The 19,083-nt window shown below is 61.1% G+C and carries 15 protein-coding genes and 1 pseudogene; 2 read left to right on the top strand and 14 right to left on the bottom strand.

Annotated elements, in window-relative coordinates; all coding sequences use genetic code 11:
• Positions 1-12: 12 nt before the first annotated feature.
• The 13 genes and pseudogenes from CHR90_RS17970 to CHR90_RS18025 all read right to left on the bottom strand — a co-directional run bounded on the left by CHR90_RS17970 (position 13) and on the right by CHR90_RS18025 (position 13,140).
• A complete protein-coding gene (locus CHR90_RS17970; RefSeq protein ID WP_094410495.1) occupies positions 13-339 on the bottom strand; it encodes a type II toxin-antitoxin system PemK/MazF family toxin in 327 nt (108 codons plus the stop codon).
• A complete protein-coding gene (locus tag CHR90_RS17975) occupies positions 336-593 on the bottom strand; it encodes an AbrB/MazE/SpoVT family DNA-binding domain-containing protein (RefSeq protein ID WP_094410496.1) in 258 nt (85 codons plus the stop codon). Before CHR90_RS17975 ends, CHR90_RS17970 begins: the two co-directional genes overlap by 4 nt.
• A 68-nt stretch (positions 594-661) precedes the next feature.
• Positions 662-1,888 (bottom strand): phenylacetate--CoA ligase family protein, encoded by a 1,227-nt coding sequence (locus tag CHR90_RS17980; protein ID WP_094410497.1) that lies wholly within the window; start codon positions 1,886-1,888, stop codon positions 662-664.
• Between the two features lie 5 nt (positions 1,889-1,893).
• Positions 1,894-2,718 carry an ABC transporter ATP-binding protein gene (locus CHR90_RS17985; RefSeq protein WP_170941461.1) on the bottom strand — a complete coding sequence of 275 codons (825 nt, stop codon included), beginning with the start codon at positions 2,716-2,718 and terminating at the stop codon, positions 1,894-1,896.
• Positions 2,719-2,780: 62 nt separating this feature from the next.
• Entirely contained in the window at positions 2,781-4,058 is a 1,278-nt protein-coding gene (locus tag CHR90_RS17990; protein WP_094410499.1) for an ABC transporter substrate-binding protein, read from the bottom strand.
• 65 nt (positions 4,059-4,123) lie between these two features.
• On the bottom strand, positions 4,124-5,194 hold the full coding sequence (locus CHR90_RS17995) for a branched-chain amino acid ABC transporter permease (protein ID WP_094410500.1): 1,071 nt from the start codon (positions 5,192-5,194) through the stop codon (positions 4,124-4,126).
• A gap of 17 nt (positions 5,195-5,211) precedes the next feature.
• Entirely contained in the window at positions 5,212-6,105 is an 894-nt protein-coding gene (locus tag CHR90_RS18000; RefSeq protein ID WP_094410501.1) for a branched-chain amino acid ABC transporter permease, read from the bottom strand.
• Positions 6,106-6,120: 15 nt separating this feature from the next.
• A complete protein-coding gene (locus CHR90_RS18005) occupies positions 6,121-8,061 on the bottom strand; it encodes a long-chain fatty acid--CoA ligase (RefSeq protein WP_094410502.1) in 1,941 nt (646 codons plus the stop codon).
• A 9-nt stretch (positions 8,062-8,070) separates the two neighbouring features.
• Positions 8,071-8,883, bottom strand: coding sequence for an ABC transporter ATP-binding protein (locus CHR90_RS18010; protein WP_373283868.1), 813 nt, complete (start codon positions 8,881-8,883; stop codon positions 8,071-8,073).
• A 394-nt stretch (positions 8,884-9,277) separates the two neighbouring features.
• Entirely contained in the window at positions 9,278-10,495 is a 1,218-nt protein-coding gene (locus CHR90_RS18015) for a M10 family metallopeptidase C-terminal domain-containing protein (protein WP_233428426.1), read from the bottom strand.
• Between the two features lie 18 nt (positions 10,496-10,513).
• Positions 10,514-11,005: pseudogene (locus CHR90_RS19970) on the bottom strand (matrixin family metalloprotease); the annotation flags it as partial.
• A 32-nt stretch (positions 11,006-11,037) separates the two neighbouring features.
• Positions 11,038-12,450: a sensor histidine kinase gene (locus tag CHR90_RS18020; protein ID WP_094410505.1), complete on the bottom strand. Its 1,413-nt coding sequence runs from the start codon at positions 12,448-12,450 to the stop codon at positions 11,038-11,040.
• Between the two features lie 9 nt (positions 12,451-12,459).
• Positions 12,460-13,140: a response regulator transcription factor gene (locus tag CHR90_RS18025; protein ID WP_094410506.1), complete on the bottom strand. Its 681-nt coding sequence runs from the start codon at positions 13,138-13,140 to the stop codon at positions 12,460-12,462.
• A gap of 182 nt (positions 13,141-13,322) precedes the next feature.
• Between CHR90_RS18025 and CHR90_RS18030 the strand changes: the two genes are divergently transcribed.
• A complete protein-coding gene (locus tag CHR90_RS18030) occupies positions 13,323-14,666 on the top strand; it encodes an HdeD family acid-resistance protein (protein WP_094410507.1) in 1,344 nt (447 codons plus the stop codon).
• Positions 14,663-15,796 carry an MFS transporter gene (locus CHR90_RS18035; protein WP_094410508.1) on the top strand — a complete coding sequence of 378 codons (1,134 nt, stop codon included), beginning with the start codon at positions 14,663-14,665 and terminating at the stop codon, positions 15,794-15,796. The genes CHR90_RS18030 and CHR90_RS18035 overlap by 4 nt, the downstream gene beginning before the upstream one ends.
• Positions 15,797-15,852: 56 nt before the next feature.
• Here the strand turns inward: CHR90_RS18035 and putA are convergent, their stop codons facing one another.
• Positions 15,853-19,002: a bifunctional proline dehydrogenase/L-glutamate gamma-semialdehyde dehydrogenase PutA gene (gene putA / locus CHR90_RS18040; protein ID WP_094410509.1), complete on the bottom strand. Its 3,150-nt coding sequence runs from the start codon at positions 19,000-19,002 to the stop codon at positions 15,853-15,855.
• Positions 19,003-19,083 lie beyond the last annotated feature (81 nt).

Genomic DNA, 19,083 nt, shown 5'->3' on the forward strand with positions numbered 1-19,083 from the left:
TGCGGGTTCCGCTTAGATAAATATCGGCATGAGTTTGGCGAGCACATCCTGAAGGATCGAAGGCGGAACCGCTTCGATAAATTGCGCCTGCCGCGCGTCGAGATCAATGACGCGCGGTTGATCGCTCCGCACGATCCCCGTGGTTTTTGTTCCCTTGAGTTCAACAGCAAACCCGATCTTCCGGGCAAATTGCCCACCGCTCGTGATCGGCATGACCACCGGCAGCTTCGTCGCGTGATTAAAAGCGGTACGGGATACAATCAAGACTGGACGGCTACCGCTTTGTTCATGTCCAGCGGTCGGATCGAGCGGAACGAGATAAATGTCGCCCTGTTTCACAGGATTTCACGCCCGACCGCAGGCGCATCCAGCCACGCGCGTTCTTCTAGCGATACAGGAGGGGAATAATCCGACGCAGCCAGCAGGTCTTCCAGCGTGTACCGGACGGGCGGCGCTGGATCGACGATCAATCGCCCGTCTTCGACTGCAAGACTGACAGCCGACCCAGCCGCGAGATTCAGTTGCTCCAAAAGGGCTGGTGGGACGGTAAGCATGACTGAACCGCCGACTTTGCGCAGATTAGTCGTTAGCATCCGCCTACCCTCAACAGTTATATGAAAATATAACCCCCTGCGATGCAGCCTGCAAGCGGCACCCGGCCTTACCCAACCGGGCGCTGATCGTCGATGACCTTCCCGTCGTTTGGCAGGCTCCCAGGCGCGATGGTCAAGACGCTTGCCCGCAGCTTGCACAGGGCCTGAAAGGTTTCCGTCACCGCGCCCGATAGGCTGGGGTCGGCCGTTTCCACGGTTAGGATGGCCATATCGATGTCGCCGTCTTTTTCGACCGTCAGCCGCCCCTTGGCGAGACCGTGGCGCTTCAGCACCTCCGCCACTTGCGCGGGATGGACGAACATTCCTTTGATCTTCGCCGTCTGATCGGCCCGGCCCAGCCAGCCCTTCAGGCGTAATCCTGTGCGCCCGCACGCGCTTTGCCCCGGTAGGAAGGCCGACAGATCGCCGGTGGCAAAGCGGGTCAGGGGATAGTCGGCATTGAAGCTGGTGACGACCACCTCCCCCACCTCGCCCGCCGGAACCGGATCGCCGGTGCCGGGGCGGACGATTTCGACGATCACCTGTTCATCGAGGATCAAGCCGCCGTCGGGGGCGCTTTCGTAGGCGATCAGCCCAAGGTCCGCCGTCGCGTAACATTGCAGCACGGCAACACCGCGCTCGGCGAACCAGCCGCGCAGAGTGGGCGGCAGAGCTTCGCCAGAGACCAGCGCCTTCTTTAGGGAGGGCAGCGGCGTTCCAAGCTCGGCGGCCTTTTCCAGAATGATCTTCAAGAACGACGGCGTGCCGCCATAGCCTGCCGGTTTCAGATCGGCAATCGCCCGCACTTGCAGTTCGGTATTGCCAACCCCGCCGGGGAAGACGGCACAGCCCAGGGCATGCGCGCCGGTTTCGATCATCGACCCCGCCGGGGTGAAGTGATAGGCGAAGCAATTATGCACGATCTCGCCCGCGCGGAACCCCGCCGCGTGCAGGGCGCGGGCGAAGCGCCACCAATCGGGCCGCTCGCCTTCCGGGTCATAAATCGGGCCGGGGGAGGCAAAAATCCGCTTCAACTGCCCCGCCGGGCGCGTGACCAGTCCAGCGAAGGGCAGGTCGGCGGCCTGGGCGGCGATCAAATCGGATTTACGGATCAGCGGCAGACGGGCCAGCGCCGCCGCATCCGTGACCACCCCGGCCTCGACGCCCGCCAAGGCGCGCGCAAAAGCAGGCGCCTTGGCCTTCGCCGCCGTAATAAGCCCCGGCAATTGGCCGTAAAGACGGGCGGCGCGGGTGTCCGGGGCATCGGTTTCCAGGGCGTCGAAGAATTGGGTCACGATGGTCAGATCCAGCGTTTGCGGCGTTTAAAGGATTTCAGGTTCTTGAAGGACTTCCGATCCTCCCCGCCCCCGCCGCCGAGGTAAAATTCCTTCACATCCTCGTTATTGGCGAGTTCTTCGGCGGTCCCATCGAGCACGATTTTACCCTGCTCCATGATATAGCCGTAGGAGGCACAGGAAAGCGCCATGCGGGCATTCTGTTCGACCAGCAGGATCGTGACGCCAAGTTCGCGGTTGATCTGGCGAACGATGGAGAAAACCTCCTTCACCAGCAGTGGCGACAGGCCCATCGACGGTTCGTCCATCAGGATCAACTTGGGCCGGGCCATCAGCGCGCGGCCAATCGCCAACATCTGCTGCTCCCCGCCCGACAGGTACCCGGCTAGGCCGGTGCGTTCCTTCAAGCGCGGAAAGTACTGGTAAACCCGGTCGATATCGCTCGAAATCTCCCGGTCCTTGCGGGTGAAGGCTCCCAGCATCAGGTTTTCCCGGCACGTCATATCGGCGACGATACGGCGGCCTTCCATGACCTGGAAAATCCCGCGCCGCACGATCTGGCCGGGATCGAGCCCACTCACCGTCTCGCCCGCGAACTGTACGTCGCCGCGCGTAATTTCGCCGTCTTCAGCCTTCAAAAGACCGGAGATCGCCTTCAGCGTCGTCGATTTGCCCGCGCCATTGGCCCCCAAAAGGGCGACGATCTCACCCTCCGGCACGGTCAAGCTAAGCCCGCGCAGCACGAGGATCACATCGTTATAGACGACTTCGATATTATTCACCGACAGCAGCGTTTTCGCCGCTTCGGGCTTCACGGCAGCTTGCGCCACGTCTCCCCCCTTTCCCCCAAGGGCCCGGCCTTCCCCGAGAGGAAGACCGGGCGGGAGTGAATTTACCAGCCGAGCAGTTCGAGCTTACGCTCCAGCTTCACATCGGTGGCCTTATCGAGCTTGATCACCTTGCCGACGAGATCGGGCAGATTGCCGTCGGTATTGCCAGAAACGGTGGTCTTGAACAGCGCCACATCCAGCGTCGGGCGGTGATCATCCTCGGCCCAGGTCACCGGACGGCAGACACCTTCAAGGCCCGCCGGAACCCAATCCTTCTTCTGGTAGAAGGCTTTCTTGACGTTCGGACCAGACACGCCGCCGTTCTTATCGGCCCAATCCAGCGCTTCCTTCATGTAGTAGGACGCGCAGATCCCCGCGACATAATGCAACGAGCGGTAACCGCCCGCCGCATCCGTCCGCTTGGCAATGTCCCGCACCAGCTTCATACCCGGCACATCGGCGCCCCACAGAACATCGGTGCGCATCGGGTAGATAACACCATTGCCCGCCGCACCCGCTGCCTTCAGCGCGTTTTCATCGACGCCCCAAACATTGCCGAGGAACTGCACATCGACCCCGGCGGTCTGGCAGGCCTTCATAACCGCGACGTTGGAGGCCGCCGTATTGCCAAGATAAGCGTAATTGGCGCCAGATTGTTTCAGCGTTAGGCACTGCGCGGTGAAGTCGCCGGGCGCCAGCGGGAATTGAATGGCGGGCAGCACGTCGAACCCAGCAGCCTTGGCGGCTTCTTCCCCGGCGGCTTTCGGCGCATTCGGGTAGGGGTGATTGGCGCCCATGTGAACATATTTCGGCGCCCCGGCCTTGCCCTTGGCCTTCCAGTCCGCCGCTGCCCATTGCACCATCGCGCGCAGCGAGTCGGAATAGCTGGGACCGTAGAAGAAGTTATAGGGCGTGCCTTTTTCGGTGCGCGGCCCCTTCTTTTGCGGGTCGGTCAACTGCCCGGCGTAGGAGCCGGAGAGGTAGGGGATTTCGTCCTGCGTGACGAAATTGACCAGCGCTTCGGTATCCGCCGTGCCCCAGCCCATGATGGCCGAGACCTTGGGGCTATCCCCCACCCACTTCTTGTAGGTCGCCAGGGCGCGCGGCACCTGATAGCCGTAATCGACCGTATCGATATCGACCTTCTTGCCGTTCACGCCGCCGTTGGCGTTGATATGGGCGAAAGCATCGGCAACGCCTTCCCCGAACGGCTTCCCGATATCGGAGGTGCCGCCGGTGTAATCGGCAAGATGGCCGATCTTAATTTGGGCCGAAGCGATCCCCGGCACGGCGAGCGCCAGAACCAACCCCGTCGCCGATAGTAAAGTGTGAACGCGCATCGTTACCTCCCAGTGAACTTTTGCGGTGTAAGGAACTTTCTCCCGGTGGCCGGTTTTTCGGGGCCTTAGTAGGAGAAAGGATAGAGCTTCCAGTAGGCTTTCACCTGCTTCCACCGGTGGGCCAGCCCATCCGGTTCGAAGATCAGGAAGAGGATGATCGTGGTGCCGATGGCAATTTCGCGCAGGTAGGAGACATTCGCCCGCAGCCCCAGCGCCGTATCGATGACGGTCCCCGAGAGAAGACGGGTAAGCGCATCCATCGCTTCCGGCAGCAGCACCATAAAGGCGGTGCCCATCAGCGTGCCCATCACCGACCCCAGACCGCCGATGATGATCATGCCGAGGAACTGGATCGACAGAAGAATGGTGAAACCTTCGATGGAGACGAACTGGGCGTAATGGGCCGAGAGCGCCCCGCCGATCCCCGCGAAAAACGCCGAAAGACCGAAGGACAACACGCGGTATTTAGTGAGGTTGATCCCCATCATTTCCGCCGACAGATAATGGTCGCGCACGGCAATCAGCGCCCGGCCATCGCGGGAGCGCATGAGGTTCGCCACCATCACAAAAGACAGCACCAGATAGACCAGCACGACATAGAAGTAGCTTTTGTCGGACGTAAACTTATAGCCGAACAGCGAAAACGGCTCCGCCGCCGCCCCGGCCACGCCGCCGGTGAACCATTCGGCGCGCGAGAAGAAATCCTGCAAGATGATCTGCGCCGCCAAGGTGGCAATCGCAAGATAGAGACCTTTTAGCCGCGCTGCCGGTAGGCCAAACAGCATACCGACCGCCGTGGTCATGACCCCGGCCAGCGGGATGGCAAAAAAGACCGGAATGCCGTGATTGCTGATCCAGGCCGAGGCAAAAGCCCCGAAGCCAAAGAAGGCGGCATGCCCGATGGAAATCTGCCCGGTAAAGCCAACGACGATATTCAGCCCCAGCGCGGCAATCGCGTAATAGCCGATCTGAATGAACAGCGCGAGCATGTAATTGCTGACGACAAAGGGGGACGCGGCGAGCAGCGCCACCCCTAAAACCGCGAACAGAAACGAGTTCCGCGTATCAAAAATATGCGTATCCGCCGCGTAGCTGGTGCGGAAGTCGCCACACGGGCGCAAGCTGACGTTTGCCATAATCTATCGCCCTCCGCCTAAACGCGTTCGATGTCGCGGGTACCGAACAAGCCATAGGGCTTGATCATCAAAATCAGGATCAGCACGTAGAAGGGCGCCACTTCGTACATATTGCCCCAGTGCAGATATTGGCTATCGATGTAATGGGCGAAATTCTCCAGCAAGCCGACGATCAGCCCGCCCAAGACCGCGCCGACCACCGAGTCGAGCCCGCCCAAGATCACCGCCGGGAAAACCTTGATCCCGAAGGCGGAAAGCGCTGAGGAGACGCCGTTCACGAGACCGACGACGACGCCCGCGACCGTGGAGACCATCGCCGAGATGGCCCAAGCCATCGCAAACACTTGTTTGATCGAAATCCCCAAGCTCTGCGCCGCTTGCTGATTGTAAGCGGTCGCCCGCATCGCAAGCCCGTAGCGGGTATATTTGAAAAAATAGGCGAACCCGGCCATGATCAGCACCGATACCGCCAGCGATAGGCCGTAAGCGGTTTTCACCTGCAGCCCAAAGATCGAGAAGGACTGGGTATCGAAGACCTGCGGAAAGGGCTGGGCAAAGACGCCGAAGGCCCATTTCATCGAGGCTTGGAAGACGATGGACAGGCCAATCGTTACCATGATCACCGAAATAATCGGCTCGCCAATCAAGGGCCGTAGCACCACCACCTGCAACAGCACGCCAAAGGCGGCCATGAAGGCGAGGGTTAGCAGGAAGCCGACAAAAAACGGCACCTGATATTTGGTTAGGAAGAACCAGCAAATCCAGGCGCCAATCAGCAGAAATTCGCCCTGGGCGAAGTTCACCACTTGGCTGGCCTTATAGATCAGCACGAAACACATGCCGACGACGCCATAGAGCGTGCCGACGATCAGCCCATTGAGCAGCAATTGCCCGAGCAGGGAAAGATCCATCGTCCCATCCTCCCCTTAGGCCGCGCGCGACCGGGGGCCGCTTTTGGCGGAACCGCCCGCGCCCCCGCTGAGATCGACAACGCGCACCGACGTTTTGATGCGTTGCTTGGTGCCGTCTTGGAAAACGATGGTCGTGTCGATTGGCACGATTTCCACATCGTCGTAAACGGCCTGGATAATGTCGGCGTATTTTTCGTTGATCACGCCGCGCCGCACTTTGCGGGTACGGGTGAGTTCGCCATCGTCCGCGTCCAGCTCCTTATACAGCAGCAGGAATTTGCGGATGCGCTGGAACTCCGGCAGCCCCTCGTTCACTTTGCGCACTTCATCGTGCAGCAGCGCGTAGGTCTGGTCCTTGGCCGACAGGTCGGAATAGGTCGTAAAGGCGATCCGGTTCTTTTCCGCCCATTTCGACACAACCGGGTAGCGAATGCAGATCATTGCCGCCAGATAATCGCGCTGGTCGCCGAGGATAACGGCTTCGGCCACATAGGGGCTGAACTTCAACTTATTTTCGATATAGGCCGGGGAGAAACGGTCGCCGCCCTTAGTGGTGGCGATGTCCTTAATGCGGTCGATGACCGTCAGATGGCCTTTCTTATCGAAATAGCCCGCGTCGCCCGTATGCATCCACCCGTCGCGAATATCGGCATTCGACGCCGCCTCGTTCCGGTAATAACCCAGGAACATATTGGGGTGGCGGGTCACGATTTCGCCGATGCCATTCTGGTCAGGATTATCGATGCGGATTTCGATGGTCTTGTCGAAGGCAACGCCCACCGTATCGAAATCCACCTCGCCCGCCCGGTGGATGGTATAAGCCCCCATCGTCTCGGTCTGACCGTAGAGCTGACGTAGCGGCACGCCCATCGCTTGGAAAAAGCGGAAGGTATCCGGCCCCAGGGCCGCGCCCCCCGTTGCCGCCGACCGCAGGCGGGAGAAGCCGAGCCGGTCGCGCAACGCCCGATAGAGCAGGAAATCGGCTAAGAACGAGCGTTTACCCGCCGCCAGGGCCTTTTGCCCCAGCTTATTGCCCAGCTCGTACATCGCGCGCTTCAACGGGCTCGCGTCCATAATCTTGGCGCGCACATCGCCCGCGATCTGTTCCCAGACGCGGGGGGCGAGCAGCGCGAAGGTCGGGCCGATTTCGCGCATATCGGCCATTTGAGTTTCCGGCTCTTCGACGAAATTGACCACCATGCGGCAGACCAGCCATTTCGCAACAGCATAGACCTGCTCCATGATCCAAGGCAGCGGCAGGACCGAGACGTAATCGTCCTGCGGGCCTTTCGGATCGACCGACAGGTAGGAATGGGCGTGGCGGACCAACGAGCCGGAGGTCAGCATCGCTAGCTTCGGGTTCGAGGTCGTACCGGAGGTGGTGCAGAGCACGGCCACCGCCTCGGTCTCCGTCGCCGCGACGAGGTTTTCGAAGCGCGACGGTTCGGCCCGGTCGGCGCGTTCGCCATTTTCCAGCAGGACCGACAGTGGCACGAGGCGCGGATCGTCATATTTCCGCATACCGCGCGGGTCGGCATAAATAATATGCTTCACGGAGGGGATACGGTCGCCGAGCGAGATCAACTTATCGATCTGCTCCTCGTCCTCGCAGATCATCACTTCGATGTCGGCGTAATTGACGAGATAGGCGACCTCATCTTCCATCGCGTCGCGATAGATGCCAAGGCTCATCGCCCCCAGCGTATGGGCCGCCACTTCACCCATCACCCAATCCGGGCGATTATCGCCGATCAGGCCCACGACGCTGCCCTTGGTCACGCCCAAATCGGCAAGGCCCAAGGTGAAGGCTTCTGTGCGCTCCAGCACCTGCCCCCAAGTGAAGCTGACCCAGATGCCGAATTGTTTTTCGCGCATCGCGGTTTCAGTGGGGTAGCTGCGGCCATTGTGTAGCAGCAGCTTCGGAAAGGTATCGAGCGCGGTTTCGGTTTTGCTCATCGCCGCCCCCTACGCAACCTGGGCCGAGGCCGCATCGGCCTCCGGCAAATCATCGACTTCACCCAAATAGGCGCGGCGCACGTGATCGTTTGCCAGCACCTCATCGGGCAGGCCGTCGGCGATCTTCTTGCCGAAATCCAGCACCATGACGCGGTGAGAAATATCCATGACCACGCCCATATCGTGCTCGATCATCACCACGGTCATGCCCCATTCCTCGTTGAGGTCGAGGATGAAGCGGGCCATATCCTCCTTCTCCTCAAGGTTCATCCCGGCCATCGGTTCATCCAGCAGAATCAGATCGGGCTTCAGCGCAATGGCGCGCGCCAGTTCCACCCGCTTGCGCAACCCATAGGAGAGGGTACCCGCCGTGGCGCGGCGCACATGCTGGATTTCGAGGAAATCGATGATCGTCTCCACCTCGCGGCGGTGGCGCAATTCCTCGCGCCGAGCGCCGGTCAGCCAGTAGAGCGACCCGGTGAAGAAATTATTGCGCAGCAAATGGTGGCGCCCGACCATGATATTGTCGAGCACGCTCATATGACCAAACAGCGCCAGGTTCTGGAACGTGCGGCCAATGCCCAAATCGGCGCGCTTGTTCGGCTTCAGGGCGGTCACATCCTGACCCTTAAAGCGTACCCGGCCCTCCGACGGCGTGTAGCGGCCCGAGATGCAGTTGAGCATCGAGGTTTTACCCGCGCCGTTCGGCCCGATGATCGAAAAAATCTCACCTTTGCGGACGGTGAAGCTGACATCGGTCAAGGCACGGATGCCCCCAAACCGCAGCGACACGCCCGCTACTTCGAGTAACGGTTCCGTCACATTTCCCCCCATTTCAGGGCTGCGCTTTGTAATTATCCTGCGCTTATACCCCGCTTCCTGACACAGAGTGTTATTCCTACACGTAAAGTGTCAAGGTGATTCGTGCGGCGGAAGTCGGCGTTTTAGGCGTTGAGCGAGGGGTAAAATCTGACGCTCGCGTTAAGTTACCGATGCAACGGCAGACCCACACCCCGCCCCGCCACACGACAAAAACGGGCGGCCTTTCCCGGTAAAACCGCCCGTCGCCACCCTTTTTTCCAGTTTCGAAAAACACAACGGGCGGGAAAGCCCATCCCGCCCGTCTCCCCGCCCTCGCGTATCGGGACTGCCCAGCAAGGGCTACCCTGCTGCCGACTGCCTTTTGGCGCACATCCCTTGTGTAAAAATGCCCGGCCTAGGCATCGACGTAATAGGCGATGCCCTCATACACGAACCCAACCAGCTTGGTGACGGTCGCCCGCTCGCTTTCGCTCGCGGTATAAAAATGACTGCCCGTATTGCTATTATAAAAGCGGTACAGCGGATCGAGGCCGCCTTGGGAGGAGGTTCCGGCGAGATAGGCCACCCCCTCATAGGAAAATCCGGCCAGTTTCGTCACGGCGTCCCGCTCCGTCGCATCTGCCGTATAGAAATGCGTTCCGGTATTATTGTTGTAGAAACGATAGACATAGGCGGGGTGCCCCCCGGCGACTTCAAACGCACCGAACGCAATACCTTCATAAGAATATTGCGGCAGCTTTTCGCGGATCGAGTCGCGCTCCGCCGTGCTCATTGTATAGAGATGGGTGCCGGTCGCCGTATTATAGAAGCGATACACCGGCGAGGATGTGATCGTCGTCGTCACGCTACTCGCCTCGACAATCCGTCCATCGCCGAACTGCAGCTTTTCAAACCCAGTCAGCGTATCGCGCCCATCGGTCCCCGATACGGTGATCGTACCATTGGAAACCGCAAACTTATAATTACTGTACGCCCCGCTGAAATAGGCCGTATCCGTTCCGGTGCCGCCGTTCAGCGTATCGTTCCCCAGCCCCCCTTGAATGAAATTATCTGCGCTATTGCCCGTAATCACATCATCATAGGCCGACCCAGTGACCGACTCGATGAGCGTACCATAGGCAATGCTCAGGTTGTTTTCGCCGAGGTAGAGATACTCCTGACGGGCGGTATACCAGCTTACAAGCGACGCTTGGCCGTAGAAGGTTTGAACGCTGGTTGATAACTCGCCGATCTCACGGTCGATGGCTTGGCTAACGGTCCGCTTACCGATGGAGCTGAAGCTACCAGGGGTGAGATCCAAGATCGAACCATAGGCCTGGTTAGACAGATCGATGATATCGCTACCGCCGCCGTCATAGATCATCTGCACAAAAGGATCGGTCGAAAACCGGTACGTATTGGCTACGGTATCGACCTTAGCCCCATAGATCGCCTGGGCAGCGGCAACGTCGAAAATCCCGAGATGGGCTTGGCCCGAGGTCTCGAGACGCACATATTCCGATTTCCAATCAACACCCGTTGCTGTCCGCGTCGCCGTAACTTTAATGTCGTAGGTATATTCTTGATCATAGGACATGACCGTCGTCTGAATACTATCTTTGGCATCCGCCAAAACCGGGGACTCATGCGGATGCTTAAGGCCGAGAGTGTGACCAATCTCATGCATCAACAATAGCGGATTGTAGCCCGAATCTGTCTCGGCTCGATTGATCCACACATCGCCCCGGTTAGAGGCCCCGACTTGACTACCGCTACCCGCCCCCCAAGCAAAGCCGGCGAAATCCGCCCCTGGCTCGCTCAAAGAAAAGAAACGCATCCCGACGTTTGCAGTGTCAGAAACTTCAACAAAGGTAATATTCGCGACCGCAGACCATGCCGCTAGGGCATCACGTGTCTGCTGCTTCATTGTATCAGTAAAAGTCTGAAACGTCGTTGCTGCAGTCCGCGTATCAGTAAATTGCGAAGCATAACTCGGAATGCTCGTCGCGAAACTATATTGGACGACGGCCGCCGTTCCCAACGCACTGGCACCGTTCCATCGCCCCAGATCAGCATCGACCAGGGTCGAAACCGCCAGCGCCTGATCGGAAGCCGACAGAGTGGGAATAACCGGCTGCGCCATTGTCTTGCTCCTTCAATCGATACTCTGACGGCTTACGCGCCTGTAACGGGTTTAGACGCAATTTCCTGCGCTGGCAGCCCTAAAATTAGATCCGCCCGCAACCCTGGGTGATTGTCACCCAGGATCAAGGAGCCATTATGGAGGCCCGCGACGGCGGAAACCAGACTCAATCCCAGCCCATTGCCGGGTGTCGTGCGGCTTTGCTCTAGCCGCACGAAGCGCCCGAGCACATGCTCCCGCTCTTCCGGTGGAATGCCCGGGCCGCTATCGGCCACCGAGACAAGGGCACCATCGCCGTGCGGGCCAACTTCCAGCGTCACACGCCCGCCGCCCGGCGTATATTTGATGGCATTATCAGCTAAATTCGCCAGCGCCTGAAACAGCAGATGGCGGTTGCCGTGAATCCGGGTCGGGGCGCTTTGGGTGACAGCCAAGGCAATCGCCTTATCCTCTGCCACCGCCTGATAAAGATCGGCGATATCGGCGACCAGATCGGCGAGATCAAGGTCAGTCATATCCTGCCGCCCAGCCCCTGCTTCGGCGCGGGAGATCGACAGAATGGCGTTGAACGTATGCAGCACATTATCAAGCTCGGCGATGGTCTTCTCCAGCGCTGCCTGCATCTGCGGCGGCTCCGCCCCCATCAGGGTCACTTCCAGCCGGGTTTTCAGGCGGGTCAGGGGGGAGCGTAGATCGTGGGCGATATTGTCCGTCACCTCGCGCCCGGCCCGCATCAATTGATCGATCTGCGCCAGCATGGCATTGAGGTTTTTTGCCAACCCGTCGAACTCGTCGCCACTGCCGGTAACGGGAACGCGCTGCTGCAAATCCCCCAGAATGATCTGGCGCGTCGTGCGGTTGATGCCATCCAAGCGGCGGCGCATGTCGCGCCCCATGACAATCCCGCCGACCAGCGCCAATAACACCGCCGCCGCCGTCGCCCACAGCAGCGCCTGGAAGATCAGCTTCTCAAAACTCTCGCGCTCCACCAGCGTGCGGCCGACCAGGAGGTGATAACCTTCGGCCAGCAGGAACGACATCGCGCGCGCCCGCACGGCATCGCCGGGTTGGCCGTCATCCTCGCCGTTCGGGGCGGGCAAACGGAAAGTGGCCCAGCGGCCTTCCCGCTCCGCATCGGTCGGCCAACCGGGCAAATTCCCGGCAACGCGGGCGAAATTACCGTCCGCCAGCAGATAAACGCCAGTGCCGACCCGATCCGCCGCGATGCGTTCGTTGATCTGGTCAATCAGACCGGTCACCCCATGCTCGCGGTAACCGTCCGACAGGCTGGAGATTTCGGTAACGATAGTATCGTTAAGCTGCCGGTCGATCAGCCCGATGGTGACGCCGTAGACAAACCCGAGGATCGTTAGCACCGAAACGACGAACAGCGTCGCATAGACGGCAACCACCCGAAATTTCCAATGGCGCAGCAGCTTGCGCATCGCCGCCGCTTACTCCGGCGCGCGCAGGCAGTATCCCGCCCCGCGAATGGTATGCAGCAGCGATTTTGGGAAATTCTTATCGATCTTCTGGCGCAGGCGCGAGATATGCACGTCGATCACATTGGTTTGCGGGTCGAAGTGATAGTCCCACACATGCTCCAGCAACATGGTGCGCGTGACCACATGCCCGGCATTACGCATCAGATATTCCAGCAGCATGAATTCGCGCGGCTGAAGATCGAGTTCCTGCCCGCTACGGGTGACGAGGCGCGAGAGCAGATCCATCTCAAGGTCGGCGACGCGCAGCTTGGTCGTCACGCTTTCCGTCACGCCGCCGCGCCGCATTAAAACTTCGATGCGCGCCAAGAGTTCGGAGAACGCATAGGGTTTGGTCAGATAATCATCGCCGCCCGCGCGCAAACCGCGCACCCGGTCATCGACGGCAGATAAGGCCGACAGGATTAGCACCGGCGTCTTATTGCCCGAGGCGCGCAGCGCCTGAATGATGGCCAGCCCATCAAGGCCCGGCAGCATGCGGTCCACCACCAGCACGTCATAGGTGCCGCTCATGGCGTGGAACAGCCCGTCCTTACCCTCGGCGGCATGATCGACGATATAGCCGCTTTCCTTAAGGCCCTTCACCATATAGGCGGCGGTATCGACATCATCCTCGATCACCAGAATACGCATGGGCGGCCCAACTCCTTCGTCGATCCTTTTCTATCAGATACGATTGCTGGGCGGCAGGCGCTTCTTAAATTTTGGTTAGAGTTAGCGGGCAGAAAGCCGCGCCTGCGAATGATCCCTGTTCATCGGTCGCATCTTCGACCATAGTTGCGCCGCCTAACCGGCTGCACTTGCGTGGGAATTTCATGTTTCAGATTGCGTTCATCCTGATCGGCGCCAACGCCTTCCGGGGAAAATGGTATATCGTCGCGGCGCTAGGGCTGGCGTTGATTCTGCTGGGGTTGTTCGTTGCCTTTGGCCCGGCCAGCCATGCGTTGCTGATCGCCCATGTCATCCTGGGCGGAATTTTTCTGATCAATGGGCTGGTCGTCGCCCTTGGCGGGGCGACCGCACGCGACCGCAGCCCTTTCCGCGCTTTTCTGAAATCGGGCGGCCTTGCGCTGACGGGGGCCTTGGTGCTGCTCTCGGCCTTCTGGACGCCGGTAGCGCTCGCCATCGCCTTGGGGATTGCGCTGCTGATTGATGGCGCTTTCCGCATTGCCTCCACGCTCGTCATTCTATTTCCCGGCTGGCGCTTCGTGCTGCTGATCGGGGTGATCGAAATTCTGGCAGCGCCGATGATCGCCCTCGGCTGGCCGCTGCCCTATGAGAGCGCCGTATTGCTGGCGACCGGACTGATGCTGGGGCTGTTTGGCTGGTTCTTGATGAGCTTCGGTCTATCGTTCCGCACCCTGCCGCCGGAATTTTCGATCCTGAATCTGCCGATCTTCGCCAAACGCGGCTGGTATAGCCACGCCCCGATCCTCGTGGGCGACGATGACCCGGAAGATTTGGCCCGCCCACCGCTGACCGTCTATGTCTGGACACCGATGGGCGTCGCCGCCGATCCCGAACGCCGCCTGCTGATGGACCGCTATCTCGCTGCCGTCGATAAAGACGGCAGCTATTCCACCGGCCATTCGGCGTTGGAGGTGAAGCCCGATCTCTACATCAGCCATTACCCCAGCGAGGAATTGGCGATCCCGGAAAATATGAACAAGCTGAGTTCGCTCCAAGCGCTGGCCAATACGATCCAGAAGGGCGAATTCCACGATAGTTATGAAGGCGACGTGGACTGGTGGTGCGCCGCCGACGTCCAGCTTCAGTTCCCGCGCTACAGCTACCGCCGCCTGCTGGCTTTCTGGCTGGGCTATAGCCAAGATCCAACCTATCATTTGACCAACCGCAATTGTTCGGTCGTTGCGGCGGCCGGGCTGGATGCGGCCTTGGAAGGCGTTCTGGCCGGACGGCGCCCGTGGCTGCGGCTGCTCGGCCTGCTGCTCGACCCCGACCTTTGGGGCGCGATACTGGCGCGCAATCGCGCCATCGCCATGACCTGGACGCCCGGCCTGTTCCACGATTATGCCCGCGCCCTCAACCGCGTCATCAACGGCGGGCAGAAGATGCCCTGGCTGCAACGGCTGCGCTGGTTCATCTACCGCGCCCGCCTGAGCGCAAAAACCTTCGAGCGGAAAGGCAAGCTGCCATGATTCGCCCCGACATTCTCTCCCGCGCGGCGGTCTGCCTTGTCGCGCTAATGTTCGGCCTATCCTATAGCCTCTCCGCCGCGCTGATTGCCCTCGATCTCGCCAAGATGGGCCTCAGCGAAGGGTGGATCGGCGCCAATGTCGCCATGCACGCGGTTGGCGTGCTGATCACGGCGACCTTCTTGCCGAAGCTGGTGGTGAGAACCGGCATTCGGCGGCTGGTGATCTTCGCGTTGCTGCTGGCCGCCGGGCTGCTGGTGGCTTTTCCGGCCCTGCCCTTCCTCTGGCTATGGTTCCCGCTGCGTATCCTGCTAGGCATGGCGTCGGAAATCCTGTTCGTTCTGTCGGAAACCTGGACCAATAGCCTTTCGACGGAAGAAACCCGCGCCCAATCGATGGCCGTCTATACCGCCGCCCTGTCGGTCGGCTTCGCGCTTGGCCCGGTCATCCTGTCGGTCTTGGGGCCGGACGGCGGCATCGCCTTTTGGGCCGGGGCCGCCATCATTCTGGCTGCCGCCGCGCTGATCGCCTGGCCGGGGCTGGAAGTTCCGCAGTTCGACAAGCCCGCCCCCGGCTCCCCCCTACGGTTTATGGCGATGGCCCCCGTCGCCATCGCCGCGGTAACGCTGAACGCCGCCGTGGAAACCACTGGCCTGTCGTTCCTCTCACTCTACGCCATAGCCTTGGGCTGGGCGGAGGGGGAGGCGGCGCGGCTGATGGCCGTGATGATGATCGGCGCCATTCTGCTGCAACTGCCCATCGGCTGGATCGGTGATCGGGTGAACCGCACCGGCTTTGTGTTGATCCTTGCCGCCGCCGCCTCGGCGGGGGCTTTGCTCTGGCCGCTGGTGCTGGGCAATGAATGGGCGACCTACACGCTGCTGTTCATCTGGGGCGGGGTTTTCGTCGGCATCTATACGATAATGCTGACGATTGTCGGCAGCCGCTTTGCTGGGGCGGAACTGGTCGGCATTTATGCGGCGATGGGGCTGGTCTGGGGCGTCGGCGCGCTGCTGGGCCCCGTGCTGGCGGGGGTCGCGATGGAAGCGACGCGGCATGGTCTCGCCTATTACATCGCCGCGCTCTGCGGGGGGTTCGCACTGTTTGCAGCGACGAAGCCGAGAAAATCCTAGGCCCGAATAAATGATACGGCGGGTGAGGGCACAGGGCCGCTCACCCGCCCCTCCCCCTATTCCTCCATCGACATCAGCGACGCATTCCCGCCCGCCGAAGTCGTATCGACCGAGATCGTCCGTTCCGCCGCAAAGCGCGTAAGGTAGCGCGGCCCGCCCGCCTTCGGCCCGGTGCCCGACAGGCCCTCGCCCCCGAAGGGCTGCACGCCGACGACCGCGCCGATCATCGAGCGGTTGACGTAGACATTGCCGACGCGGGCTTTCGAAATCACCCGCTGCACCGTTTCATCGATGCGCGAATGCACGCCCAGGGTTAGGCCGTAGCCGGTGGCATTAACGGCCTCCACCACCTTATCCAGTGCGCTCGCCTCCCACCGCACCACATGCAGGATCGGGCCGAAAACTTCGCGGTCGAGACGACTGAGGCTATCGATCTCGATGATTTCGGGCGGGTAGAACGTGCCCTTCTCCGCCCCCGGCGGCAGCGGCGCCTTGAAATGGCGGGTGCCAATCTGACCGATGAGCTGGCTATGGGCGGTCAGCCGGTCGCGGGCCGCCGCATCGATGACCGGGCCGATGTCGGTCGACAGCTTGCCCGGATCACCCAAGATCAAATCCGCCGCCGCGCCCGACAGCATCTTGATCACCTTATCGGCCACGTCCGACTGCACGAACAACACCCGGCAGGCCGAACAGCGCTGCCCCGCCGATTGGAAGGCAGAGATAATCACATCCTGCACCACCTGTTCCGGCAGGCTGGAACTATCGGCAATCAGCACGTTCTGCCCGCCGGTTTCGGCGATCAGCGGTACGATGGCCGCGTCTTTGGCCGCGAGATGGCGGTTGATCCGCCGCGCGGTTTCGGTAGAACCGGTGAAGGCTACGCCCCCGATGCGCGGATCGGTTACCAAAGCCTCGCCGACCGCAGGCCCGCCGGGGATGAGGTGCAGCACATCGCCCGGAACCCCCGCGGCGTGCAGCAGCTTCACCGCCTCATACGCCACCAGCGGCGTTTGCGGCGCCGGTTTGGCAATAACGCTATTCCCCGCGACCAAGGCGGCGGCAACCTGCCCCACGAAAATCGCCAACGGGAAGTTCCACGGGCTGATACAGACGAAAACGCCGCGCCCATGCAGTTGCAACTGATTGGTCTCGCCCGTCGGGCCGGGCAACGGTTCCGGCAGAAACTCGCGGCGGGCCAGCAGGGCGTAATAGCGGCAGAAATCGATGGCTTCGCGCACTTCGGCAATCGCATCCGGCAGGGTTTTCCCGGCCTCGCGGATCAACAGCGCCAGCAGCCGCGTGCGCTGGGCCTCCATCGCATCGGCCGCCCGCATCAGACATTCGGCGCGCACGTCCGCCCCAAGGTTTGACCAATCGTGCTGCGCCGCCAGGGCGAGGCTGATCGCCTCATGGGCATCCTGCACCGTCGCCTCGACCACCGTGCCGGGGGAGCGATTATGGTCGGCAGGGTCGAGCACCGGCTGCTCGGCGCCCACCCCATCGTTCCCGCCCACCAAAGGCCGGGCGAAGGTCGCCTTCTGCCATTCTTTCACCAGATCGGCCATCAGCGGATCGGTTTGCAGCGGGTCTGACAGGTCGATGCCGTTGGAATTCAGCCGCTCCGGCCCATAGAGATTGGCGGGCAGCGGAATGCGCGGATGGGACTTATCGGCCTGGGCGCTCATATAGGTCACCGGGTCTTGGGTCAGGCTTTCGATCGGGGCGCCCGCCTTGGCAACCTGATTGACGAAGGAGGTATTGGCCCCATTTTCCAGCAAGCGGCGGACGAGATAGGCCAGCAAATCTTCGTGGCTGCCGACCGGCGCATAGACGCGGCACGGGCGATTGAGCGCCTTAGGGCCGACCACCCCCTGATACAGCGCCTCGCCCATCCCGTGCAGGCGCTGGAATTCGTAATCGGTGCGATTGCCCGCCAATTCCAGGATCGCCGCCAGGGTCATGGCGTTATGGGTGGCGAAGGCCGGATAGAAGTTCTTCGAGGCCAGCATGAATTTGGCGCAGGCGAGATAGCTGACGTCCGTCCCCGCCTTGCGGGTGAAGACGGCATAGCCCGGCAGGCCGCGTTCCTGGCCGCGCTTCACTTCGCTGTCCCAATAGGCGCCTTTGACCAGGCGCACCAGTAGCTTGCGCCCGTGGGCCGCCGCCATCGCGTCCAGAAACTGCAAGGTCGGCAGCGCGCGCTTTTGATAGGCTTGGACCGCGAGGCCCAGCCCGTCCCAGCCCTTAAGGCTCGGGTCGCCCGAGACGGCGGCGAGAATATCGAGCGAAATTTCCAGCCGTTCCGATTCTTCCGCGTCAACCATCAGGCCGATGCCGACATCCTTGGCGGTCTGGCACAGCTTCAACAGCGCCGGGACCAAATCGCGCATCACCTGATCGGCCTGGGCCACCTCGTAGCGGGGATGCAGGGCGGAGAGTTTAACGGAGATATTCGGCGCATCGATCATCGGGCGGCCCTTAACCGCCGTGCCGATGGCGCGGATGGCCGTTTCATAGGCTTTGAAATAGCGGTCGGCATCGGCGCGGGTGCGGGCCGATTCGCCCAGCATATCGTAGGAGTGGCGGTAGCCTTCCTTCTCCGCCGGGACGGCGCGGTCCAGCGCTTCCTCGATGGTGCGGCCCATGACAAACTGTTTGCCAAGGATCTTCATCGCCGTGCGGATGGCGGCACGGATCACCGGCTCCCCGGAGCGGGCGACCAGCTTGCCCAGCATATCCGACACGAAGCCGCCCTTCTGCGGTTCCGGCTTATCGAGGTTCACCACCCGCCCGGTCAGCATCAGCGCCCAGGTGGAGGCATTGACCAGCACCGATTCCGACTTGCCGAGATGGGCATCCCAATCGGCGCCGCCCAGCTTATCGCGGATCAGCTTATCGGCGGTTTCCGCGTCGGGAATACGTAGCAGGGCTTCGGCCAAGCACATTAGCGTCACCCCTTCACGCGTAGAGAGCTGATACTCCTGCAAGAATTGTTCGACGCGGCCGCCGCCTTCCAATTTCAGCCGCATCCCGGCGATAAGTTGCGTTGCGCGGGTGCGCACCCGGTCCGCCAAAATCGGATCGAGCTTCGCCTGCTCGATACGTTCCGCAATGACCTTATTTTCATCCGCCCGATAATAGGGCGCAATGGCGGCACGCAGGGCTTGCACAGGGGCCGGAAGAGCGGGGGCCGAAGACGACATGCGACACTCCGAAAGCAGGCCGAAGCCGTATCGGCCCCAGCGGGTTAGGTTCATATGATTATTCGGAATATCATAGTTTTC

Origin of the sequence: Elstera cyanobacteriorum (assembly GCF_002251735.1) — a bacterium.
Classification (GTDB): Bacteria; Pseudomonadota; Alphaproteobacteria; order Elsterales; family Elsteraceae; genus Elstera; species Elstera cyanobacteriorum.

Bases quoted from the DNA above. Each gene is read 5' to 3' on its own strand.
- CHR90_RS17975 (WP_094410496.1), bottom strand. From the start codon at position 593: ATGCTAACGACTAATCTGCGCAAAGTCGGCGGTTCAGTCATGCTTACC.
- CHR90_RS17990 (WP_094410499.1), bottom strand. From the start codon at position 4,058: ATGCGCGTTCACACTTTACTATCGGCGACGGGGTTGGTTCTGGCGCTC.
- CHR90_RS17995 (WP_094410500.1), bottom strand. From the start codon at position 5,194: ATGGCAAACGTCAGCTTGCGCCCGTGTGGCGACTTCCGCACCAGCTAC.
- CHR90_RS18000 (WP_094410501.1), bottom strand. From the start codon at position 6,105: ATGGATCTTTCCCTGCTCGGGCAATTGCTGCTCAATGGGCTGATCGTC.
- CHR90_RS18005 (WP_094410502.1), bottom strand. From the start codon at position 8,061: ATGAGCAAAACCGAAACCGCGCTCGATACCTTTCCGAAGCTGCTGCTA.
- CHR90_RS18020 (WP_094410505.1), bottom strand. From the start codon at position 12,450: ATGCGCAAGCTGCTGCGCCATTGGAAATTTCGGGTGGTTGCCGTCTAT.
- CHR90_RS18025 (WP_094410506.1), bottom strand. From the start codon at position 13,140: ATGCGTATTCTGGTGATCGAGGATGATGTCGATACCGCCGCCTATATG.
- CHR90_RS18030 (WP_094410507.1), top strand. From the start codon at position 13,323: ATGTTTCAGATTGCGTTCATCCTGATCGGCGCCAACGCCTTCCGGGGA.
- CHR90_RS18035 (WP_094410508.1), top strand. From the start codon at position 14,663: ATGATTCGCCCCGACATTCTCTCCCGCGCGGCGGTCTGCCTTGTCGCG.
- putA (WP_094410509.1), bottom strand. From the start codon at position 19,002: ATGTCGTCTTCGGCCCCCGCTCTTCCGGCCCCTGTGCAAGCCCTGCGT.